The organism is Algibacter miyuki (assembly GCF_030409805.1).
Lineage (GTDB): Bacteria > Bacteroidota > Bacteroidia > Flavobacteriales > Flavobacteriaceae > Algibacter > Algibacter miyuki.
Genome location: NZ_JAUFQP010000001.1, coordinates 287,862 through 310,641, shown reverse-complemented (window position 1 = coordinate 310,641; position 22,780 = coordinate 287,862). Strand labels below are relative to the sequence as shown.

Below are 22,780 nucleotides of genomic sequence, written 5' to 3'. Positions count from 1 at the left end.
TTATGGAAAACAATACGAAAACTTTTAAATACGTCGATTATTTATGGGACGATCAAAAGGCATTATCATTAGGTGATAACCAAGTAGATTTATTTTTATACCGATCTAATATTTTAGGGGCAGATTTACGAATTACGAATTACGGTGGTGGTAACACAAGCTGCAGAACCATAGAAAAAGACCCACTTACCAATGAAGATGTTGAGGTAATGTGGATTAAAGGTTCCGGTGGTGATATTGGCACTTTAAACAGAAGTGGTATTGCAGGCATATATACCAACAGGTTACGCGATTTAAAAAATGTCTACGGAGGCTTGGAAGATGAAGACCGCATGGTAGGTTTATTTAACCACTGTATTTATGATTTAGATAGTAAAGCGCCTTCAATTGATACCCTTTGCATGGCTTATTACCCTTCGCTCATATAGACCACTTGCATCCAGATGCACTCATTGCAGTTGCAGCAGCGAAAGATAGTGAACAAGTCACCAAAGAGATTTGGGGAGATACTATGGGATGGGTGCCTTGGCAACGTCCAGGGTTCGATTTAGGTCTTCAAATAGAAAAATGTTTAGAAGACAATCCTGGAATAAGAGGTATTGTATTAGGTAGTCACGGTTTATTCACATGGGGAGACACTTCTTATGAATGTTACATGAACAGTTTAGAAGTTATTGAAATGGCTTCTGAATTTATTGAGAAAAAAATAAAAGAAAAAGGGAGTGTATTTGGTGGTCAAAAAATTGAAAGCTTACCAAAAGAAGAGCGTTTAGAAAAAGCGGCTCAAATTATGCCACTTTTAAGAGGTTTATGCTCTTCTGAGAACAGAATGATTGGTCATTTCTCTGATACAGATGTGGTTATGAAATACATAAATAGTAATGATTTAGAACGTCTGGCTCCAATGGGAACCTCTTGCCCTGACCATTTCTTGCGTACAAAAATTCAGCCGCTAGTATTAACATTAAATAAAAACGAAGATGTATCAGATGCTGATGCTATTTTAAAGAAATTAGAGCCTGCTTTTGATGCCTACCGACAAGAATATGCTGATTACTATAATACATGTAAAAAAGCAAACAGTCCTGATATGCGTGATGCAAATCCAGTAATTATAATTTATCCAGGTGTTGGGATGTTTAGTTTTGCCAAAAATAAGCAAACTACACGTGTAGCCAATGAGTTTTATATTAACGCGATCAATGTAATGCGCGGTGCAGAAGCCATTACCGCTTACACCTCTTTACCTAGACAAGAAGCATTCGATATTGAGTATTGGTTGTTAGAAGAAGCCAAATTACAACGTATGCCTAAAGAGCAACCTTTATCTAGAAAAGTAGCCTTGGTTACAGGTGCTGGTGGTGGAATTGGTAAAGCTATTGCAGACAAACTAGCTGCTGAAGGGGCTAATGTAGTACTTACCGATATTAATGAAGATAGTTTAAAAGAAGCGCATGCAACATACAAGCGTGATGTTTCTACTTATGCTATTTGCGATGTAACAAACACCGATTCTATTGCATCGGCTTACAAAAAAGCATGTATAGAATTTGGCGGAGTCGATATTATCGTGCACAGTGCAGGTTTAGCCATTTCAAAACCATTAGAAGAGACTACGGATAACGACTGGAATATTCTACAAAATATATTAGTAAAAGGACAGTTCGATTTAGCAAAACAATCGGCAGCCATTATGCGCAAACAAGGTTTAGGTGGAAATTATATTGCTATTGCTAGTAAAAACGGATTAGTAGCAGGGCCAAACAATGTGGCTTATGGTACAGCAAAAGCAGCACAACAACACATGGTTCGTTTATTGGCTGCAGAATTAGCAAAAGACAAAATTAGAGTAAACACCGTAAACCCAGATGGCGTTATCGTTGGAAGTAAAATTTGGGAAGGTGCTTGGGCCGAAGGTCGTGCAAAAGCCAACGGTATTACTGTTGAAGAATTACCTGCGTTTTATGCAAAAAGAAATCTTTTAAATGAAATTATTACTCCAGATGATATTGCTAATGGCGTATTTTCTTTAGTTGGAATTTTAGATAAATCGACAGGAAATATTATAAATATTGATGGTGGCATGGCGAATGCCTTTGTTCGTTAACAACACAAAAATTAGTTTAGTTATAGTTTGTTTAGTGAAAAACTTCCATAAGTTCTAGTTGAAGTTTATGGGAGTTTTTACTTTTAAAAAGATATTAAAATTATGAAAATACAAAAAGAGCAAATCTCTGATTATAATAAAAATGGATTAGAAAGTCATAACGAAAGCTTTGATTTTTTAGCCAACAAATTAACAAAAAAAGGACATGATGTTACTAGCATTGTATCTAAATTAGCCGATTTCCAAGTGGCTATACCAAGTTGGGCATTAGGTGCTGGTGGGACCCGTTTTGGACGTTTTTCATTTTATGGAGAACCTTCTAGTTTAGAACAAAAAATTGAAGATGTTGGTGTTTTACACGCTTTAACACAAACGGCAGGTGCAGTATCGCTTCACATTCCGTGGGATGTGCCATCAGATTATAATGCGATTAAAGAATTGGCTAACGGATTAGATATTAAGTTTGATGCCGTAAATTCAAATACTTTTCAAGATCAAAAAAACGCAAAAGAAAGTTATAAATACGGTTCGTTAAGTAACACCAGCGAAGCCGTTCGTCAACAAGCTATTGAACATAATTTAGATGTTATCAATATCGGAAACAAACTAGGCTCTAAAGCCTTAACGGTTTGGTTGTCTGATGGGTCTTGTTTTCCAGGACAAAATAATTTTCAAACGGCATTTCAAAATACACAAGATAGTTTAAAGGATATTTACAAAGGTGTGCCAGACGATTGGAAATTACTTATTGAATACAAACCTTACGAACCCAATTTTTACAGTACCGTTATTCAAGATTGGGGAGCTTCATTGATGTTAGCTAACGAATGTGGTGAAAAAGCATTCACTTTAGTCGATCTTGGACATCATCTTCCAAATTCTAACATCGAACAAATTGTGTCTATCCTTCAACTAAAAGGAAAATTAGGCGGTTTTCATTTTAATGATAGTAAATATGGTGACGATGATTTAACTGTTGGAAGCATTAAACCTTATGCCTTGTTCTTAATTTTTAACGAATTGGTTTACGGCATGGAAAATAATCCTCAAAATCCAGATTTAGCATGGATGATTGATGCGAGCCATAATGTAAAAGATCCTTTAGAAGATTTAATTCAATCTTTAGAAGCCATTCAGGAAGCTTATGCCAAAGCATTACTTATCGATCAAGCCGCTTTAAAAGCAGCACAAATGGATAATGATGTGGTGAAATGTCAAGAAATTTTACAGGGTGCTTACCGTACCGATGTAAGGCCATTATTAGAAAAAGCACGATTAAATAGAGGCGGTGTTTTAAGCCCTATTAATGCTTACAGAGCATTAGATGTTCGCGGCGGACTTATAAAAGAAAGAGGAAAGAACACAATTGCTACAGGCCTTTAATTTAAAATAAAATGAAAAATGTAACAGCTGTTTTTGATATAGGAAAAACTAATAAAAAGTTTTTCCTATTCGATAAAGATTTTAAAGAAGTACACAAGGAATATATTTCATTTGATGAAATAGAAGATGAAGACGGCCATCCAACTGAGAATCTTATTGCATTGCAAAAATGGCTTAAAGACGTTTTTAATCGTATTCTTAAAGCAGAACAATTCAAGGTTAAAGCGATTAACTTTTCTACTTATGGTGCAAGCTTTGTTCATATTGATGAAGAGGGCAACCCCGTAACTCCTTTATATAACTACACTAAAGCGCTCCCCGAGGACATTATTACCTCTTTTTTTGAGGAATATGGACCAAAAGAAGATTTCTTAAAACAAACTGGGTGTGCCGATTTAAGCATGCTCAATTCCGGTTTACAACTCTATTGGTTAAAGAAAACAAAACCCGAAGTATTTAATAAAATTAAGTATTCTTTGCACTTACCTCAATATTTAAGTTATGTGTTCACTGGGGTGCCTTTAAGCGAATATACAAGTATTGGGTGCCATACTGCACTTTGGGATTATCAAGCGAAAGATTACCACCCATGGGTATATAAGGAAGGTTTAAATAAAATTCTTCCTCCTATCGTTTCTACAGAAACGAGCATTAACATGAATTACAATGGTAACCGTATTAAAATAGGTGTAGGAATACACGATAGCTCTGCGGCTTTACTCCCCTACGTTAGAAGTATCAATAAAAAATTTGTACTTATTTCTACAGGCACTTGGAGCATAGCATTTAACCCGTTTACAGAAAACCCAATATCAGAGGATACTAATGATAGAGATGCCATTAATTACATGCGTATTAACGGTAAACCAGTTAAAGCCTCTCGATTATTTTTAGGTAACGAATATAAAATTCAGGTTGAAAAATTAAATAAACGCTACGGTGTTGATGAAGATTACCACAGAAAAGTAAAATTTAATTATGATACATATTTAGAAATTGTAAAAGATTTTAAACATGCTTTTAAATGGGAAGGCTTAATAGATGAAGATATGCCAGAACAAACGCAACTAGCGTATACTGAATATGATCACGCCTACCACCAATTAATGACCGAGCTCGTTTTATTACAAATTAAATGTGTAAAAAAAGCCATTGGTAATGACGACATTACTAGGTTGTATGTAGACGGCGGGTTTAGCGACAACGACCTTTATATAAAATTGCTATCACACTACTTTAGGGATAAAAAATTACGAACTACACAAGCGTCTCTAGGCTCTGCACTTGGAGCTGCCATATCTATTTCAGATACACGTTTAAACTCTAAATTCTTAAAAAAGAATTACGCTCTAAAAAAACACGTCCCGTTTATAATAGGTGATTAACTACTAATTATTATTAAAATACTTACAATGTCTAAGAAAATAAATTTAGAACATCCAAGAGATCAAATTACTACTATTATTAGTAGAATATACAAAAGAGGCATGACCACAACATCTGGTGGTAATATTTCAATTATTGATGATAACGGTAATATTTGGGTTACACCTTCGGCTATAGACAAAGGGTCTTTAAGAGCTTCAGATATTATTTGTGTACAAAAAGATGGAACTGTTATTGGAAAACACAAACCTTCTTCCGAATTTCCATTCCATAAAGCTATTTATGAAGCACGTCCAGATATTAAATCTGTAATTCACGCGCATCCACCTGCATTAGTATCATTTAGTATTGTACGACAAATACCAAACACAAATATTATTTCTCAAGCAAAACATATTTGTGGCCCTATTGGTTATGCAAAGTATAGGTTGCCTGGTAGTGAAGATTTAGGCGATGTTATTGCCGACGAGTTTAAAAAAGGGTACAAAGCCATTATCATGGAAAATCATGGTACTGTTTTAGGGGGAAGCGACTTAACTGACGCTTTTGAACGTTTTGAAGCTTTAGAGTTTTGTGCAAGTACCATTTTATATGGTTCTCAAATTGGAACTCCTAAATATTTGACAGATGAACAAATTGAAGAGTTTGAAGCACAAGCAACCGGTGTATTGCCTGAAATGGAGAGCGTTCATTATCCTTCAGACGAAGTTGAAAAACGTTTAGAAATTTGTAAAATTGTTCAACGCTCATGCCAACAAGGCTTAATGATAAGTTCTTACGGTACGGTATCTATGCGCTGGAACAAGAATGACTTTCTTATTACTCCAACAGGAAGTAACCGTTGGGATTTAAACATTCATGATATTGTCCAAATTAAAGACGGAAAACGAGAAGCTGGTAAAACACCAAGTAGAGCGGCTTGGATTCATCAAGAAATTTACAATCGTAACCCTGATGTAAATTCTATAATTATGACGCAATCACCTTACTTAATGGCGTTCGGAGTCACTGGAGAATACTTAAATGTACGTACCATACCAGAAAGCTGGATCTTTTTACAAGACATTAATGTCGTAAAATATGGGGATCATTTTAGAAAAAACAACAATTCTACCATAGTTGATAACTGCGCTACGGCTTTAATTATTGAAAATGATTCAGTCATTATTACAGGAGATAAATTACTTCAAACTTTTGATTATTTGGAAGTTGCTGAATTCAGTGCTAAATCTATTGTTTTAGGAAATTCTTTAGGACAAATGGTACCTATCAATGATGACCAAGTTGAAGATTTAAGAAAAAAGTTTTTATCCTAACAGCACTAAAATTATAAATACTAATACATCGTATAAAAAAAACAACCAACTAAATGAGCCAAGTAAGTATAGAACAAGATGCAATTGAAGATATTGCAGGAGGAGAATTTGAAAGAACCCCGGTACCAACATCCAAATTAAAAGGATGGAAAAGCTTTATAGGTATGTATGCCGGTGAACATGCAGCTGGAACAGAATTTATGATTGGTCCATTATTTCTAACAGCCGGTGTAAGTGCATTCGATTTAATTATAGGTTTACTAATAGGAAATTTATTAGCAGTATTAAGTTGGCGTTTTTTAACAGCTGAAATAGCTGTTAAAAATAGGCTGACTCTATATTATCAATTAGAAAAAATTTGCGGAAAAAAATTGGTAACAGGCTATAACTTAGCCAACGGTATTTTATTCTGCTTTTTAGCAGGTTCTATGATCACGGTTTCTGCTACTGCCGTAGGTATTCCTTTTAATATGCCTATGCCAAAATTGGATGATACACTTCCAAATGGAATGACGTGGGTTATTATAGTAATTGTAATTGGAGCCGTAATTTCATTAATTGCGGCACGCGGTTATGACACCGTTACCAAAGCAGCAAATTGGATGTCTCCAATTATTGTGCTAGCTTTTATTGCTTGTGGAATTGTAGCTTTGAGCCAACTAGGTGTAGATAGCTTTTCTAAATTTTGGGATATTTGGGGTGAAGGTTCAGAACCCTTTCCTGGTCAAACAAAATTCACCTTTTGGCATGTTGTTATTTGGTCTTGGTTTGCTAATGGCGCCATGCATATTGGTATGTCCGATCTATCAGTATTTAGGTTCGCAAAAGAAGCAAAAGCTGGATGGGCTACTGCCGCAGGAATGTACGTAGGGCACTATATGGCATGGATTGCTGCTGCTCTACTTTATGCTGTATATATTCAGTCTCCAGAAGCATTATCATATTTAAATAACGGACAAGCTCCTCCTGTAGCTCCTGGTCCCATGGCATATAACGCTATTGGTGTTTTAGGAATTATTGCCGTAGTATTAGCTGGTTGGACAACCGCTAACCCAACAATTTATAGAGCTGGTTTAGCCTTTCAAGCTATTCTACCTAAATTATCAACTGCAAAAGTGACCATTTTAGCTGGTACATTAGCAACAATTGCCGGTCTGTTTCCTGCTTTCGCCATGAAGCTTTTAGGCTTTGTTGCGCTATACGGTTTTATTTTAGCACCTTTTGGAGCTATCATTGTATTCGAACATTTTTTTCATAAAAAAGCGGGTATTATAAAAAACTACGCTGAGGCGGCAAACCTATCTTTTAGCAAATCTGTATTTTGGGCTTGGGCTATTAGCTTTGGCTTATTCTACTTCATATCTATACAATTTGATGTCTTTCTATCATTTGTCACACTGCCTGCTTGGTTATTATGCGGACTACTCTTCTTAATATTTAGTAAGTATTTTCAAAACAAAAAAAACTAAACTTATTTATAATAACATTAAAATCAATATACTTTGAAAACATATAAACAATATATAAACGGTCAGTTTATAAACTCAACCTCTACAACTCGAATTAACGTCTTAAACCCATGTAATGAAGAAGTTATTAGCTCAATCCCAACAGGTTCTGCTGAAGACGCAAATTTAGCATTAGAAGCCGCTAAAGATGCACAACCAAAATGGGAAGCATTACCTGCTGTACAACGTGGTGCTTTTCTACATAAAATGGCAGATATTATTAGAAAAAATAGAGTTTATTTGGCTGAAACATTATCTAAAGAACAAGCTAAAGTTATTGGTTTAGCCCAAGTAGAAATTGATGTTACCGCCGATTATTTTGATTATAACGCCGGTTGGGCAAGACGAATTGAAGGTGAAATTATTCAAAGTGACCGTGAAAAAGAACATATCTATTTACATAAAGTGCCCATTGGTGTAGCGGTAGGTATCTGCCCTTGGAATTTCCCGTTTTTTGTAATGGCACGTAAAGTAGCGGCATCTTTAATTACTGGCAATACATGCGTAATTAAACCAAGTTCTGAAGCACCAAATACCATTATGGAATTTGCTGAATTGATTCAGAATATTGGTATGGCTCCAGGTGTATTAAACTTTGTTTGTGGATCTGGTAGACTTATTGGGAATGCGCTTTCTAAAAGTCCTATTACAGGCATTATTAGTTTAACTGGAAGCGTTGGTGCTGGACAACAAATTATTACAGCTGCTGCTAAAAACATTACAAAAGTATCATTAGAATTAGGAGGAAAAGCACCTGCTATTGTGTGCTCTGATGCTAATTTAGATTTAGCTGTTAATGCTATTGTGTCTTCTAAAGTTATTTTTAGCGGACAAGTATGTAATTGTGCTGAGCGAGTTTATGTTCAAGACGATATATATGATCAGTTTGTAGAAAAAATTACGAAAAAAATTAGTGAGGTGAAAATTGACGATGCCCTAACAGGAATCGATGCCGATATGAGTAGTTTAGTTTCTCAATCTCAAATCGACAAGATTTCTGAAATGGTAGAGTTCGCAAAAAAAGAAGGTGCAGAAGTATTAATTGGGGGAAAACGTGCCGAAAATTTTAATAAAGGTTATTTCTACGAACCAACACTTTTAACGAATGTTTCTCAACAAATGGAAATTATTCAAGAAGAAGTTTTTGGCCCTGTGTTACCTATCATGAAGTTTAATTCAATAGACGAAGCTATATCCTTATCAAACGATTCTCAATTTGGGTTAACCTCTTCTGTGTTTTCTGAGAATTTTAATAATATCATGAAAATTACCAACGAGCTCCAGTTTGGCGAAACCTATGTAAATCGCGAACACTTTGAAGCTATGCAAGGCTTCCACGCTGGTTGGAAAAAATCGGGTATTGGAGGCGCTGATGGCAAGCATGGTATGGAAGAGTTTTTGCAAACCAAAGTAGTTTATGCTAAATATTTCTAATATTAAAGAGATTTTAAAATAAAAAGGTAGTCTATTTAATTAAGTAGATTACCTTTTTTTTAACAACAAGTTCTTTTAAAACAGTACTATATTAAAAGATTTTAGTTCCTAAACTCTTATTATAAAAGTGTAAGTTTTCACTTTTTAACTATTAGTTAATTTCTCATTTATGAATTTACTTAAAGACTTAAAGTTCAAAAAAAGCAATAAAACTCCCTTATATTTACAAATAGCCAATAGTCTTACCTACAACATATCAAAAGGAAGCATTAAAATGAATGAAAAACTTCCATCGATTAATGTTTTTAGCAAAGAATACAAAGTATCTAGAGACACTGTAGAAAAGGCTTACAACGTGTTAAAGGATAAGAAAATAATTATTGGGATAAAGGGCAAGGGCGTTTATATAAACAGAACTAAATTAATCTCAAAAATAAACATTCTATTTCTTGTCAATAAATTAAGTGCTTACAAATTAGAAACATACCATTCTTTCCTAAAAAACATTGGTAATGAATATCATACGGATTTTGAAATTTATAATAGTGAAAAATCATTTTGCGTTAACTTGATGGAAAAGAATAAAATGAGGTATGATTATTATGTTATAATACCACATTTTAAATGTAGCAATGTTAACCAAATAAATATTAAGAATGACGCACTAAAAGCCATAACAAGTATACCTAGAGAAAAACTTGTTTTAATGGATAATAACGAATTAACCATAGATGGTGATATCATAGAAATATATGAAGATTTTGAAAATGATATTTACAATGCACTCAAAACCGGATTAAAAAAAATAGCTAACTACAAAAGGTTGAATTTAGTTATTCCAGAAGGAAAAACTTATCCCTATTTTCATAAAATACGTTGTGGATTTATAAAATTCTGCAATGAACATCTATTTAATTTTAAAATTCTTAATAAAATTAAAGAAGATGAAAGTATTAATTCTAGACAATTATTTATTACAATTTCTGATGATAATTTGGTTAAACTACTAGACATAATAAAAACCAAACGCCTTACTATTGGGCAAGATGTGGGAATCATATCGTATAATGAGACTCCATTTAAAAGATTATTAGATATCGCTGTTATTTCAACAGATTTTGAAAAAATGGGAGAAACAGCTGCCGAAATGATTATTAATAATAAAAAAGGTAAAATTAAAAACCCATTTAGTCTTATTGATCGAAATTCAATTTAGCATATCGTCTTACCCCTTATTTAAGTACAAATACATACAAAAAGGCAGTAATATTATTACTGCCTCTTTCAAACTAAACTAACCCAAAAAATAAATTTAATTACTTAACTACGGTTTCCTTTAACATATTTCTTTTTAATTATAGAACTTCTTTCTATTCGAACTCATGTCTATTAATTAATCCCTAATATTAAAATTTAGGATCCCAACCCGCTTCGTATTTACGACTCCATAACGCCATAGCATCACGATTATACATGGCACCTGTATTATCATTAACATCAAACCCTTTGTTAATTCGATAAGCAATATTAGCATAATGCACTAACGCCATACTTTTACTAGCATCATCAATAGGAGCTGTTAAATTAGCTTTACCACGGATGGTATCAAAAAGATTTTGAACGTGTTTTGTTGATATTGCACCACCACCACCTAAAGCTGTTCCTGATTCATTTGAGACTGTTTTACTATCTCTAATAACTTTTCCTCTACGATCATATAAAATGTACTTACCTCTATCTACAAAAACAGTTCCTTCTGTTCCATAAATAACGGTACCTCTACCATTGCCGTAAGTACCATAACTATTTCTGGACTTTCCGTCCCATTTAATAACTTTGTTGTCCGCAAATTTGAAGGTAGCCTCCATATCGTCATACATTTCCCAACCATCATTAACAAAATGACGCTTTTCAGCTTCTACATATACATGCTGAGGAAAATCTACTTCTAGTGCCCAACGTGCTACATCCAATTCGTGTGTTCCATTATTACCTGCCTCTGCTGTACCATAGTCCCAACCGTACCAATGCCAATTGTAATCCCATGTCTCTGATGTATAATCACGTCTAGGAGCCGGGCCTTGCCACAAATCCCAATCTAAACCGTTTGGTACAGGCGCACTTTTTTGATGAGGAACAGATCCACGGCTGTTATTATAAAAAGCCACAGCTTTATATGGTTTTCCTATAATACCATTATGAATTTCTTGAATAATTTCTATAGTATGACCTGCAGAACGTTGCTGATTTCCCATTTGTACCACCTTGTTAAAATGCTTTGACGCTTTTACCAATTGTTCATTTTCGTACATATTATGGCTACATGGTTTTTCAACATAGACATGCTTGCCTGCTTTCATGGCCATAATAGAACCTGGTGCATGCCAATGATCTGGAGTTGCATTAATTAATATATCAACATCTTTATCATCCAATACTTTTCTAATATCATTTTCTAATGCAGGATTGTAGTTAATATATTTCCTAAATTCTTTTAGACCTTTTAAACGTTGACTTTCCATAACGTCGCATAAATAAAGTAATTTCACGTTACTTTCTTTTAGCCCAATAGGTTCCGTAAAGGCCCCTAATCTTCTACCTAAACCTGCTACTGCAACGTTTAAACGTTCGTTTGAACCTATAATATTGTTATAGCTTTTAGCAGACATAGCCATGGCGGAACTACCTACTGTAATAGCTGCACCTGCTAAAGTTGTTTTTTTTATAAAGTTTCTTCTTGATGTCATAAGTATTAAAGGGATTTAATTTTTATATTTTTAAATGCAACTCTATCTCCATGGTCTTGTAACAAAATTTGACCTTTCTCTAATAGGCCGAAGTTTGGCCATTTGGCATATTTACTTTCTGAAACTAGCTTTAAAAACTCGTCACTTCCTCGCTCATATTCCAAAACTTTAACATCATTTATCCAATGTTCTACATGATTATTTTTAGATAAAATGTAGGCACTATTCCATTCTCCAATTGCATTTATTGGTTTCTCAGTGTTTGCCTGAATTAGATCGTATAACGAACAAACTGTTCTGCTCCCTTCATGGTTTCCTAATTTAGCATCAGGATGAAGTGCATCATCTAAAATTTGATATTCTAGGCCTATAGAAGAGCCTTCGCCTTTATTAATATTTGTATCTACATAATATTTAATTCCGCTATTAGCTCCTGCCGTTAATTTAAAGTCTACTTTAAGTTCAAAATCTCCATATAATTCTTCAGTAACAATATCTCCTCCTGCCGCAGACTCTGCTCCACCAGACGACAACACAATAAGTTCTTCATTTTCAATTACCCAACCTTTATTTGGAAAAGCATCTAATTTGGCTCCACGCCATCCATTTGTAGTTTTACCATCCCAAAGCATTTTCCAGCCCTTATTACTTTCATCAATTGTTAACTGATTTTTTGTCACGATTGGTTTCAAAGTAGATTTTTTAGAGTATTTACTTAGATCTTGGGTTAATATTTTTATGTTCTTCCAAGAAATAGTTTTCCCTGGTTTTTGAGCATCGTTAATTCTATGCACCTGTAAACCTATAAACCCAGTAGCTGTTTTATCATCAATTAAATATGCGGCAGGCATACCATTTATCCAAGTTTTTATGGTATCACCAATAGCTTCAATTCTATAATGATTCCATTCATTTTTCTTGAAAGCTTTTTTTGCTTCTAAATTTTGGTCGTCAATTGGGTTTAACCATTTTCGTCTACCTTCTTCATAAATACCACCACTCCAAGCTCTTTTAGAAGGATCAATTTCTACTTGATAGCCGTGTACTCTACCATTTTGATAATAAGGGTAACTATTACTTCTTATTTGAATTCCAGAATTCATACTTTGATTTACTTTAAAATCAACTTCCAAAATAAAATCATCATAGTATTCATTTGTCGATAAAAATGTATTTGGAGTATTATTTGCAGTTGTACCAGTAATTACGCCGTCTGTTACGGTATAAGTAGCATTTCCTCCTTTTATATTCCACCCTTCCAAAGTATTACCTTTAACTAAAGATACCCATGGTACTTCGCTATTTTTAACCTGAGCACAACTTGAAACACAAATAGCTGTACATATAATAACAGCCCCTTTCAAAATTTTAATCATACTATTTCTTTATTTTATTGTTATAGTGATTGCTAATTTATTTATTTAAAATATAAATGCTATACTGCCTTATCCTGTACAACGCTAAATTTTTAAATATTCCGTTTTTGTAAGTTAGAGAAAATCTAACATAGACTCATAAATTATCAATTATTTAAGAAACTGACTTAGCTCATAGTTCAACAATAACCCAATTTAAATTAGATTTATTTTACTCCTTTACAAGCCGCCATAAGATTGAGTGGCTTTTCTTAAATTTCCACTGACCAGTTTATAAGTGTTAAAATAGAGTTCACTTCCTTCTCCTATATAAAGCTTGGTCTTTTGTTTGCTTTTAAAAGTTTCCACTCTAACGACTGCAAATCGGCCTTTAAATTTTAAATCCAATTTCTTACTATAATATGTAGCCTCCGGTTTATCCAAAGAAATCACATGATCAGTAATGGTTTTACCTTCAACTTTTGAAGTGATAGTAGCCCCTACTACCTTATCTCCATCCTTTAAAGTCATAACCTTTTGCACACTAGAGATTGCATTTAGAGTAGGTTCAAAAATGGCGATAAAAGGATTTTTCCAAGCTTCACCCTGTTGCCGTATTGCCAAAACTTGAGTCGGTTTATCAACATATCCATTTTCTGCTTCTCGGGTTGGAGGAGCCAAAGCTGTGGTATAATTTCGTGCCATTCCATTAGGAACATACATATGCATAAATCGGTTATCATTTTTTATTTGGAATTTTGCCTTTATTCCATCTTTGATCGCTTTAGTTGATTCTGTTTTTTTAAAATAACGCCATCCTGGAGATTGGACAGGGTCTCCAATATCTGTTTGATACCGTGATGTAGCTTGAGTTTTCAACGCTTTTCCGTTATCATTTTCAAGTGTTATAGTATCTCCTATGTTATGATAGATATAATCGTGAAACTTGTTTTCGTCTAAAGATTTAGAACGAAACACATCTAAATAATAAGCCGTTTTATCGCTAGTACGAATGATACTCAATGTACGCTCTTGATCACTATGGTTAATAGTATCCCTTAAAAACTGAGTTGCAAAGCTAAAATGCTTACTAATAGGATCTTCTAAATGTTTAGGTTCCGATGCAATATTCACTGCTGTATTTTGCCAAACATAAGCTCTTCCCTTCCAAGAACCAGGCTGACTACCATGCGATGTTCCGTTAACAATTACCGTATTATTACCTGCATAGAGTCTAAAATAATTTTCGTGTAAAGGAATCCTTCTTTCTTTTACAGACGGAGGCAAACCTCCATTTGGCGCCATTACATAGCCAGCTCCATAAAGTTCCATAGTTATTCCGGTAACATGAGAATGCACATAATGAGCACCTCCTATTATACCGCATAAGCCATACAATACGTTATCTTTTTCAACATAATTTCGTTGCAAGGCAATACCAGCATGTTCTACCAAAACTGTAGGCTTTTTAAAATCTATTTTAGAATCTATATCTTTTGGGATAGGTATACCCCAAAATAATTTTAAAGGTCCTGTGCTATCAAAAGTAGCAGGATAAATTTTTGGTTGGTAGCCACCCAGTCTCTGATAAGCTTGGCTTAAGGCTATTTTAGCCTGCTTTTCTAAATTTGAATATCCTCGGCGTTGTGCTAAGTTTAGTGTATACCTATATAACTGTTCGGTACCATCGTGGTTTCTTTTAGAATCACCATATCTCACAAACCGACCATCTGGCATTCTTAAATTATCGAACAAAAAGTTTCCTTTATAAATGTTTTTGTAATTCTGAGTAACATGCATTTCAGGGTAAACCCGATCTATTATATTTAAAACTAGAGTAACAGCAGGCATAAAACTATAACTGGTAGATTCTGGCCAAATACCTTGTTTACCAAACATTGGTAAAATGGTATTTTTAAAAGAATTTTGATGTGCAGTTCCTTTCTCCCAAAATACATCAAACAAACGCTCTCTTTCTTTATCATCTTCAATACATAGAATACCATAAAGCACTCCTGGAGCGGTTAAAATAGGATGATTAGAAATAAATTTACCATGCGTATCCGGGCGGCCATATTCCTGTAAGCTACTGCCAACCATATTTAAAAGTACCTTTTGAAACAGGTCTCTATCGAAAGTTTGCTGCTTACGTTCAGATACCTTATAAACCTTGGTTGTAGGTGTATTTAAAAAATTATAAATGAAGTCGTATGCTAGTGCAAATTGGGCGTAAGATGTACGCGGATCGTAAAAATGATTCCCACAAATAGTGGTGTTTTCAGGATTTCTATCAGATAAAACAGACACGTAATGCCATAATATATCTGCCGAAAATTGGGCGTATTTTTCTTCACCCGTCAAGAAATACAACATAGCTGCATATGAGGCATCTGTTAGTACTGCAGCGTGATTTTCTACGGTTACAGCTTCAAATTCGGTTAACGAATTATCGGCTGGTATTTCTGGAATATGGGATAATATTGCTGAAGGATTTTTTTGATGCGCTTCTACTTTTTCATCTACAACAACATGTAAATCCTGCTCTAATTTCTTGGCCCAATCATACTTTTCAATAAGATTTAAAACATCGTGTTTTTCATCTTGCGTTACCCAAATAGCGGGGTGTTTTACAGACTGCGCTTTAACAAGCTGCGAACCCAAAATGATTATAAAAATTATATTTAACTTCTTAAAATTATATAACATGTCTTTAATTTAATAGGTTATCTTTTTATAACTTTACTACTCAGCAATTTTTATTAATTATGCTTGGCTTATTTTAATCTAGAAATATTTTTAGAACTCCTTAAAAACCAACTGTTATATATATCATAATCTCTCTAAATTATCTTTTAATTTACATCATTGGTAAAATATGTAGTTATAGAAAGAGTCTATATTTAAATCTAATAGCTGTTCTTTAATACCTATTTCATTTGCTTTCAAACTAACAACATTATTAATAATAGAGTTAGAAATGATTTCATAATCAGAATAGATAAAAATTTGGTCTTATTTATGGTTTAGAGTCAAAAGTTAGATCGACGACTTTAAAAGTGCTATTTTTTTTATTTGGCTTTGGAATATCTTGAACTAAAATAGACAAAACACCATCCGTTTTCCAACGATAAAAATCCCCCAACATATCATTAATAAATGGGCCTTTAACTGTATGTGTAATAGCCCAATCGTTCCATTTCTTTTTAGCTGTTGCTGTAGCTATAATCAAATCGTTTTTAGCATTACCGGCATAAATCATAATTAAATTGTTATGCTTATCTGCGAATACTTTTGGGCGATTGCCAACTTTTAAGTCCATTTCAAAACTGTGCCAATTCCCAGATGTATCTCTCCAATAATGGTGGTACCGCTTAGCTTCATTTGGCCCCCATCTTAATTCACCTAAAAAACTACCTGCATTGGTTATGGTTTCTTCTGTACAATGATACATAACTACGTGCAATCGGTTTTTAGAATCTATGGTTTGCCCTTGATCATTCATTAAACCTAATACCCGAGGAATAGACTGCACCACAATATCTTCTGAATTTACGTGAGGAATTTCTGTTAAGGTTTTACCGAAATTATTTTTCCATGAATATCCGTTATCTTCACTATAAACATAAACTAAATCATGATTAGCACCTTGGCTGTTTTCTCTCCAAGTCCATGTAACATGTAGGACTCCTTCATTATCATAATCGTATCCATTAGGGTATGAACACCTGGTTTCACTCATTCCTAATTGATCGTGAAAGACACCTTTTCCATTATCAATCTGGCGTGTATTTTCCCATTTTCCCGTTTTAGCATTATAATCTACCAACATACGATCTCCATCGCCCGACCCACGAACACGATAATTAAACTGAAGGTTTCCATCTGGAGTTTGCCAAAATTTTGGATAAGTTATTTTTATTTTCTTTCCTTTTTCTAGTTCTGAAATAATGGGACCAAAAGCGGAAGCATTCCAGCTCATAGTTTCTGGATTATTTGCCAATCCTTTTTTAGAAACTCTGTAATGTAAGGTATCTACATGATGATCAAAAGCTAAATGTATGGTTCCATCATTAGGGCAAATACCCATAGATATAGAATTATGAGAATCGTTACTTTTAAAGTGATAATCTAAAAACGTAATCGTTTTCCATTTTCCATTAGGTAATTTTCTTCTACTGATACAAACGCGACGTTCATTATTATAATTCACAATATATTGGTATCCCTTATGAGAAATCAACGCGTCTTTCTGAAATGTGCGCCCGTTTATTCCGCTAGAAAATCTACCTTCAACGGTAAGCGCATTTTTATCAACAATAGAGATCTTTTCGTTAACCACCTTTATTTGTGAAAACACAGTACAAGTTGAAACGATATAAAACATGATTATTAGCAATATTCTACACATAAATTTTAGTTTTTAACTACACTTAATTATTTTATTTTTATCCATTGGCCTCCAAAATTTGGCCTACTCCTCCTAACTATCTATCTGCTCCAATAACTTTTACAGGCTCGGTATCTTTTCCATTTACCCTCATCTTTTGGTTTACAAAATAAGGTTGAAAGGTATAATTAGATTTTTCATCCCATTTGGAATTTACAGTGGGTAATAGTTTTTGTAATGCCTCAATTTTATGTTTAAACTTAGGATTACTAGCTTCGTTTTTCCACTCATTAGGGTCGCTACTATGCTCATAAAACTCTTCAGTTCCATCTTCATAACGAATGTATCTATAGCCATCTGCCTTAATGCTATGGTTATTCATACCAAAGGTTGTAATAGCTCTAGCCTCTTCCAATCCTTCATCATTTTGGATCATAGCAACTAAACTATTCCCTTCATTTCTAGCATAAGCTGGTAATCCACTTAATTCCAAAAGTGTTGGGTAAATAGATAACATCTCAACTGGTGCATCAATTTTCTTGCCTTTTGGTACATTAGGTCCTGCAAACATTAAAGGTGCCTTTGTTGCGGTTTCCCATAAGGCATGTTTTGCAAAGGTGCCTTTTTCTCCTAAACGGTACCCATGGTCAGACCATAATACAATAATAGTATTATCTGCATATTTACTAGTTTCCAATGCATCTAGCACGCGCCCTAATTCATTATCCACATAACTCATACAAGCTAAATAGGCTTGTATAATCTTTTTCCATTCGCCACTTTGTATTGCCCACTCTGTGGAAGGCATCATGGGTAAATCGTTTATCTGCATACCTACAGATGGAATATCGTTTAAATCATCTGCAAAATATGCTGGTGTTTGTATGCTTTCCAAAGGATGCATATCAAACCATTTTTGAGGCACATAAAGCGGCACATGTACACGTAAAAACCCGAGTCCCAAAAAGAATGGCTTATCGTATGCTCTTTGTAAGCGTTCAATAGCCCAATTTACAGATTGGTGATCTGGCATTAAGGTATCGTTTTCTGGAAATGCGCCCCAGTCTGTGCTGGTTCTTCCGTGTGTTCCTTTGATACCTTTTCCATAACCATCCCAAAGAAAACGTTTTTCTGGATAGGGCCCAAAACCTTTAACACGACCTCCAGATTCATTAAAAACACTATCTGGTGCGTGAATATGAAACAGTTTACCAATCCCCATGGTATGATAGCCGTTATTCTCAAAATATTCTGGTAAAAATGTAATGTCTTTGGTAGCAGGATTACCTGATCTTCGGATTTCATTATCTGGTGTCATACCATAAATACCTGTTGTAGAAGGACGCAATCCTGACATGATAGATGCTCTCGAGGGCCCACATAAAGGTGCCTGAACATGTGCATTTGTAAATGTAACTCCCATGGCTGCTAACCTGTCAAAATTAGGTGTCTTCGCATTTGAAAATCCATCAATAGGTGTTATCCAATTGTTTAAATCGTCAACCGAGATAAACAGTATATTCGGTTTGACATCGACTTTTTCATTTTTAACCAACTTTTTATTATGACAGGCTAAACTTAAAAACGCAACAATAAAAAATATTAAATGTGTAGATTTCATAATTAAATATTTTATTCTAAAATAATTTTTTGAAATACATTAATTTTTACCGGTCCTAATAACCCTGAAGCAAATAAGGCATCATTCTTACTCCAATGCTTCCAAGCCGGAAACGTGGTTCTCTTACTCGGTCGTTGTGTATTATTTAGCAACCAATTTGGTAAACTTTTTGTTTTTTCTCCTTTTCTTTCAAAATCTAACGATAAATTTTCGTCTCCAATTAAACGATTTGGCCACAGGTTGGTTACCCTAACTTCTAGCGTATTTTGTCCTGCTTTTACAAAATCATCAATATTAATTCTAAACGGTGCTTTCCACAATATACCTGCATTTTTACCATTTATAATTACTTCTGCTATTACACCAACACTTCCTAAATCTAACTCAAAAGAGGTGTCTTTTTTAAATATCTTTTTAGAAATATTAAAGTTTTTTTGATATGTTGCTGTTCCTGAATAATATTTAATAGCATTATTATCTGAATTAGACCACGACACCAAATTATTAAATACGGTTTTAATTGGTGTACTTAAATTTTCTTTAAATTCTATATTCCAGTCACCTACTAACTCTATTGGTTTTGGAACCGATTTTACTTTAATCGTTTTATTCATACCCAAAGAAGTTTGGTATGTTATTTCTCCTGGATAAGATGTTACCCAATTTACTTTTCCATTAGTATTAACCAGTTTCGTTTTAGAAATATCTTTAGACAGGTTAAGCACTCTTCCTTCCGGAACAGAAACAACATGCTCTACCCCATCCGTAGAAAAAGTAAGACGCAATACTTTGTTTTTACCTTCGGTAACATAACCATCTATTAAAGATTTTTCTATCGGAATTTCTAAAACTCCAGAGGATACCATGCCTTTAATTTTCTCTGTAATATCAAATGTTTTATAATATTTAGGTACCTCTTTAGTTTCTGGCTTAAACTTTCCAAAAACTGCTTTTAAAATGGTTAAAGATCCTTTATCAGTAGCATCTATATTTACAAACTCTCTTTCTTCTACGTATATTCGCTTGATTTCTTCACCTATTTTATATTCCATTCGGAATTCCTTTTTATACCCCATTGCAGGATCACAATCGCAAAAACCTCTTCCTGCCTGTAGTTTTAATTTATTATCCTCTACAGCTGCCTTTACCTTATCGGTGATATCTACCAATCCGTCTTGTAAAAATGAACCATATTCTGCCTTAATAATTTTCAAATTAGATAAAGGTTCTAATTGAGGTTTTTTAAGTGTTTCCGAAATTTTTGTAATATGAGCAGATGCTGCAACTGGTTTTCTAAATATAACAAAAACAGATGCTTCCACACCTAATTGAATAGGCACGCTTGTTGTTCCGTCTTCATTATCTACCCAAACAGCAAGACTTTTAACCTCACCACTTTCTGAATTCCATAATTCTGGTTGCTTTCCTTTTACTCTAAATCGTCCTGTAATTTCTCTACTTTCTTTTTTAGCATTGGCAATAAAATAGATATCTGCATCTTCTGTTTTTCTGTGGATAAAACTGATGTCTGATGCGTCTCCTTCTTCAATTCTAAAATCAGAAGGTGTTTTACTTTTTGATAAAAACTCTTCTATTGTTATTTTTTTTACCAAACCAGAATTCCATAAGTTTTCTGCAAGTTTATCAATCTTATCATCACTTTTTGGGTAATTTTCGAGACTTGGAGATTTATAAGGACGCTCACCAATTACCTTTGCACCTGCTTCTGTAAGTGCCTCTATTTTAGAAAGTGTTTCAGGTTTCATCCAACTAGAATTTGGTAAAACTAAAACTTTGTATTTATTACCAACTGATGTATAAATATCTCCATTTTTAACCGTTAATCCTGCTAATTTATTGGCTCCAATTAAATCATAATCAAAACCCATGGCTTTAATTTCTGGCATTAAAAAAGCTGTGTTAGGAGATGATTCTCCTGTAAAAACCAAAACATCTGCTACATTTTGACCTTGTTGAAGTAAAAATTGAGACCTAGCAATATAATCCATAAAGGCTTTTCCTTGACTCCACCATGTATTTAATCGGTTAAAATCTGTACCATGATAACTTAACGCTAAACCAGGAGCTACATCCCAAGGTTGGTGTACATACGTATGAAAAATAAAACGCGTAATACCTTGTGCCCAAGCTTGGTCTCCTATAGATTTTAAAACAGCAGGATGCTCGTCCCAACCACCAATTCCTGTAAAAGACTCGGCACCAACAATAGAACTTCCGCTTAAATGTGCTATCGAAGAAACGAATTTAGGAGAATCGAAAAACGGATATCCACCACTCCAAAACTCACACATTACTATATCTCCAGTTGCACCAACTTGCATATTATCAAAAGGTCCCCAGTATGGTTCTACAGAAAATTTCATGCCGTTTTCATGACATAATTCTCCAAAATGAGCATAATAATTTTTTGACATTAAATCTCCTATCGTTCTTCTAAAATCCCATAAAAAACGTTCTGACACTTCACCACTTTCTACGTAATAACCCGCTAAAGTTGGTAAATAGCTTGTTAAACTATAACCTCTTAATTTTTTAAATTCAGTATCAAATCCGGCAGTCCAATTGGTAGTCCCTACTTCATAACTATCTATCAAACAATTATTAACAGTTGTTCCTATTAAATCTCCCAATTTATTAATAATAGGTTGTATGCCGCCATCCCAATAGACATCAACTGCTTTTTTACTCATTTTATCAACTTCTAAACCACGGCCTCCATCTGGTGCTGGGTGGTTACTTTTACCTGTTGGCGTGTGTCCTAATCTTAAAATAATCCATTCTCCTTTTGGGACGTTCCATTCAATAAATCCGTCTTTAGTAATTTTTGAAGTTAAATCAATAATGTCATTTTTATTAATAACGGCAGAAGCAGTAATCGCTTTTGTATCTGGTAACAAATGATTTCGAATACGATCTGTTAAATTTTTATAATCTAAACCATCTATTTTTATATCTGTTTGAGGTTTAGGAAATGCCAATACTGCAATATCTTTGTAATAATTTAATTTGGTTTTAGGTTGTGGTAATTGATCTTTAAATAATTTTCCACCTTGTACCGTAACTTCCGTAAATACGGTTATTTGCATAGCATATTCTGGTGTAATCCACGGACCACCTGAAGATGACCAACCTGCACTGTTATGAAACGTAAGTTCTAATCCTAATCTTTTAGCTTCTTTTGCAGAAAAATGAAATAAATCTAACCACTCTTCACTTAAATATTTTACAGGTCCATCTGGAAATTCTAATTTAACATTAAACAATTGTGCTTCTTGAATACCAACTTCTTTCATCGCTTCTAAATCTTTTGTAATTCCAGATTTAGATACGTTTCCGCTAATCCAATGCCACCACGTTCTTGCTTTGGCTTCATTTGGTGGGGATTGAAACCCTGTTTCAAGTATGCTATTTTTGTCGAATGTACTATCTTGTTTATACAAACTTTGCCCAAACATTGGGTTAACAGATAAAACAACAATCCATACTAGCAATAAAACCTTTTTCATTTTTAATCT

The 22,780-nt window shown here is 34.0% G+C and carries 12 protein-coding genes and 1 pseudogene; 7 read left to right on the top strand and 6 right to left on the bottom strand.

Annotated elements, in window-relative coordinates:
• Window positions 1–2: 2 nt before the first annotated feature.
• The 7 genes and pseudogenes from QWY92_RS00895 (at window position 3) to QWY92_RS00865 (ending at window position 10,350) form a co-directional block, all read left to right on the top strand.
• Window positions 3–2,107 (top strand): annotated as a pseudogene (locus QWY92_RS00895) (bifunctional aldolase/short-chain dehydrogenase).
• A 102-nt stretch (window positions 2,108–2,209) separates the two neighbouring features.
• Window positions 2,210–3,490, top strand: coding sequence for a sugar isomerase (locus QWY92_RS00890; RefSeq protein ID WP_290267630.1), 1,281 nt, complete (start codon window positions 2,210–2,212; stop codon window positions 3,488–3,490).
• A gap of 11 nt (window positions 3,491–3,501) precedes the next feature.
• Window positions 3,502–4,875, top strand: a complete 1,374-nt coding sequence (locus QWY92_RS00885) for an FGGY-family carbohydrate kinase (RefSeq protein WP_290267886.1) — start codon at window positions 3,502–3,504, stop codon at window positions 4,873–4,875.
• A 27-nt stretch (window positions 4,876–4,902) separates the two neighbouring features.
• Complete coding sequence (locus tag QWY92_RS00880; RefSeq protein ID WP_290267885.1) at window positions 4,903–6,192, top strand: class II aldolase/adducin family protein; 1,290 nt, start codon at window positions 4,903–4,905, stop codon at window positions 6,190–6,192.
• A gap of 53 nt (window positions 6,193–6,245) precedes the next feature.
• Window positions 6,246–7,661 carry a purine-cytosine permease family protein gene (locus tag QWY92_RS00875; protein WP_290267884.1) on the top strand — a complete coding sequence of 472 codons (1,416 nt, stop codon included), beginning with the start codon at window positions 6,246–6,248 and terminating at the stop codon, window positions 7,659–7,661.
• Window positions 7,662–7,694: 33 nt separating this feature from the next.
• Window positions 7,695–9,134 (top strand): aldehyde dehydrogenase, encoded by a 1,440-nt coding sequence (gene aldA / locus QWY92_RS00870; protein WP_290267883.1) that lies wholly within the window; start codon window positions 7,695–7,697, stop codon window positions 9,132–9,134.
• A gap of 169 nt (window positions 9,135–9,303) precedes the next feature.
• Entirely contained in the window at window positions 9,304–10,350 is a 1,047-nt protein-coding gene (locus QWY92_RS00865) for a GntR family transcriptional regulator (RefSeq protein WP_290267882.1), read from the top strand.
• A gap of 190 nt (window positions 10,351–10,540) precedes the next feature.
• On the opposite strand, the gene QWY92_RS00860 is transcribed toward QWY92_RS00865, so the two are convergent.
• The 6 genes from QWY92_RS00860 to QWY92_RS00835 all read right to left on the bottom strand — a co-directional run bounded on the left by QWY92_RS00860 (window position 10,541) and on the right by QWY92_RS00835 (window position 22,771).
• Entirely contained in the window at window positions 10,541–11,881 is a 1,341-nt protein-coding gene (locus QWY92_RS00860; protein ID WP_290267881.1) for a Gfo/Idh/MocA family protein, read from the bottom strand.
• Window positions 11,882–11,886: 5 nt separating this feature from the next.
• Window positions 11,887–13,257, bottom strand: coding sequence for a 3-keto-disaccharide hydrolase (locus QWY92_RS00855; RefSeq protein WP_290267880.1), 1,371 nt, complete (start codon window positions 13,255–13,257; stop codon window positions 11,887–11,889).
• Between the two features lie 219 nt (window positions 13,258–13,476).
• The gene (locus QWY92_RS00850) at window positions 13,477–15,942 is read right to left on the bottom strand and encodes an endo-acting ulvan lysase-like protein (RefSeq protein ID WP_290267879.1); all 2,466 of its coding nucleotides are present in this window, start codon (window positions 15,940–15,942) and stop codon (window positions 13,477–13,479) included.
• A gap of 310 nt (window positions 15,943–16,252) precedes the next feature.
• Entirely contained in the window at window positions 16,253–17,644 is a 1,392-nt protein-coding gene (locus QWY92_RS00845; protein WP_290267878.1) for a BNR repeat-containing protein, read from the bottom strand.
• 76 nt (window positions 17,645–17,720) lie between these two features.
• Window positions 17,721–19,244 (bottom strand): sulfatase, encoded by a 1,524-nt coding sequence (locus QWY92_RS00840; protein WP_290267877.1) that lies wholly within the window; start codon window positions 19,242–19,244, stop codon window positions 17,721–17,723.
• 11 nt (window positions 19,245–19,255) lie between these two features.
• Window positions 19,256–22,771: a glycosyl hydrolase gene (locus QWY92_RS00835; protein ID WP_290267876.1), complete on the bottom strand. Its 3,516-nt coding sequence runs from the start codon at window positions 22,769–22,771 to the stop codon at window positions 19,256–19,258.
• Between the last annotated feature and the right edge of the window lie 9 nt (window positions 22,772–22,780).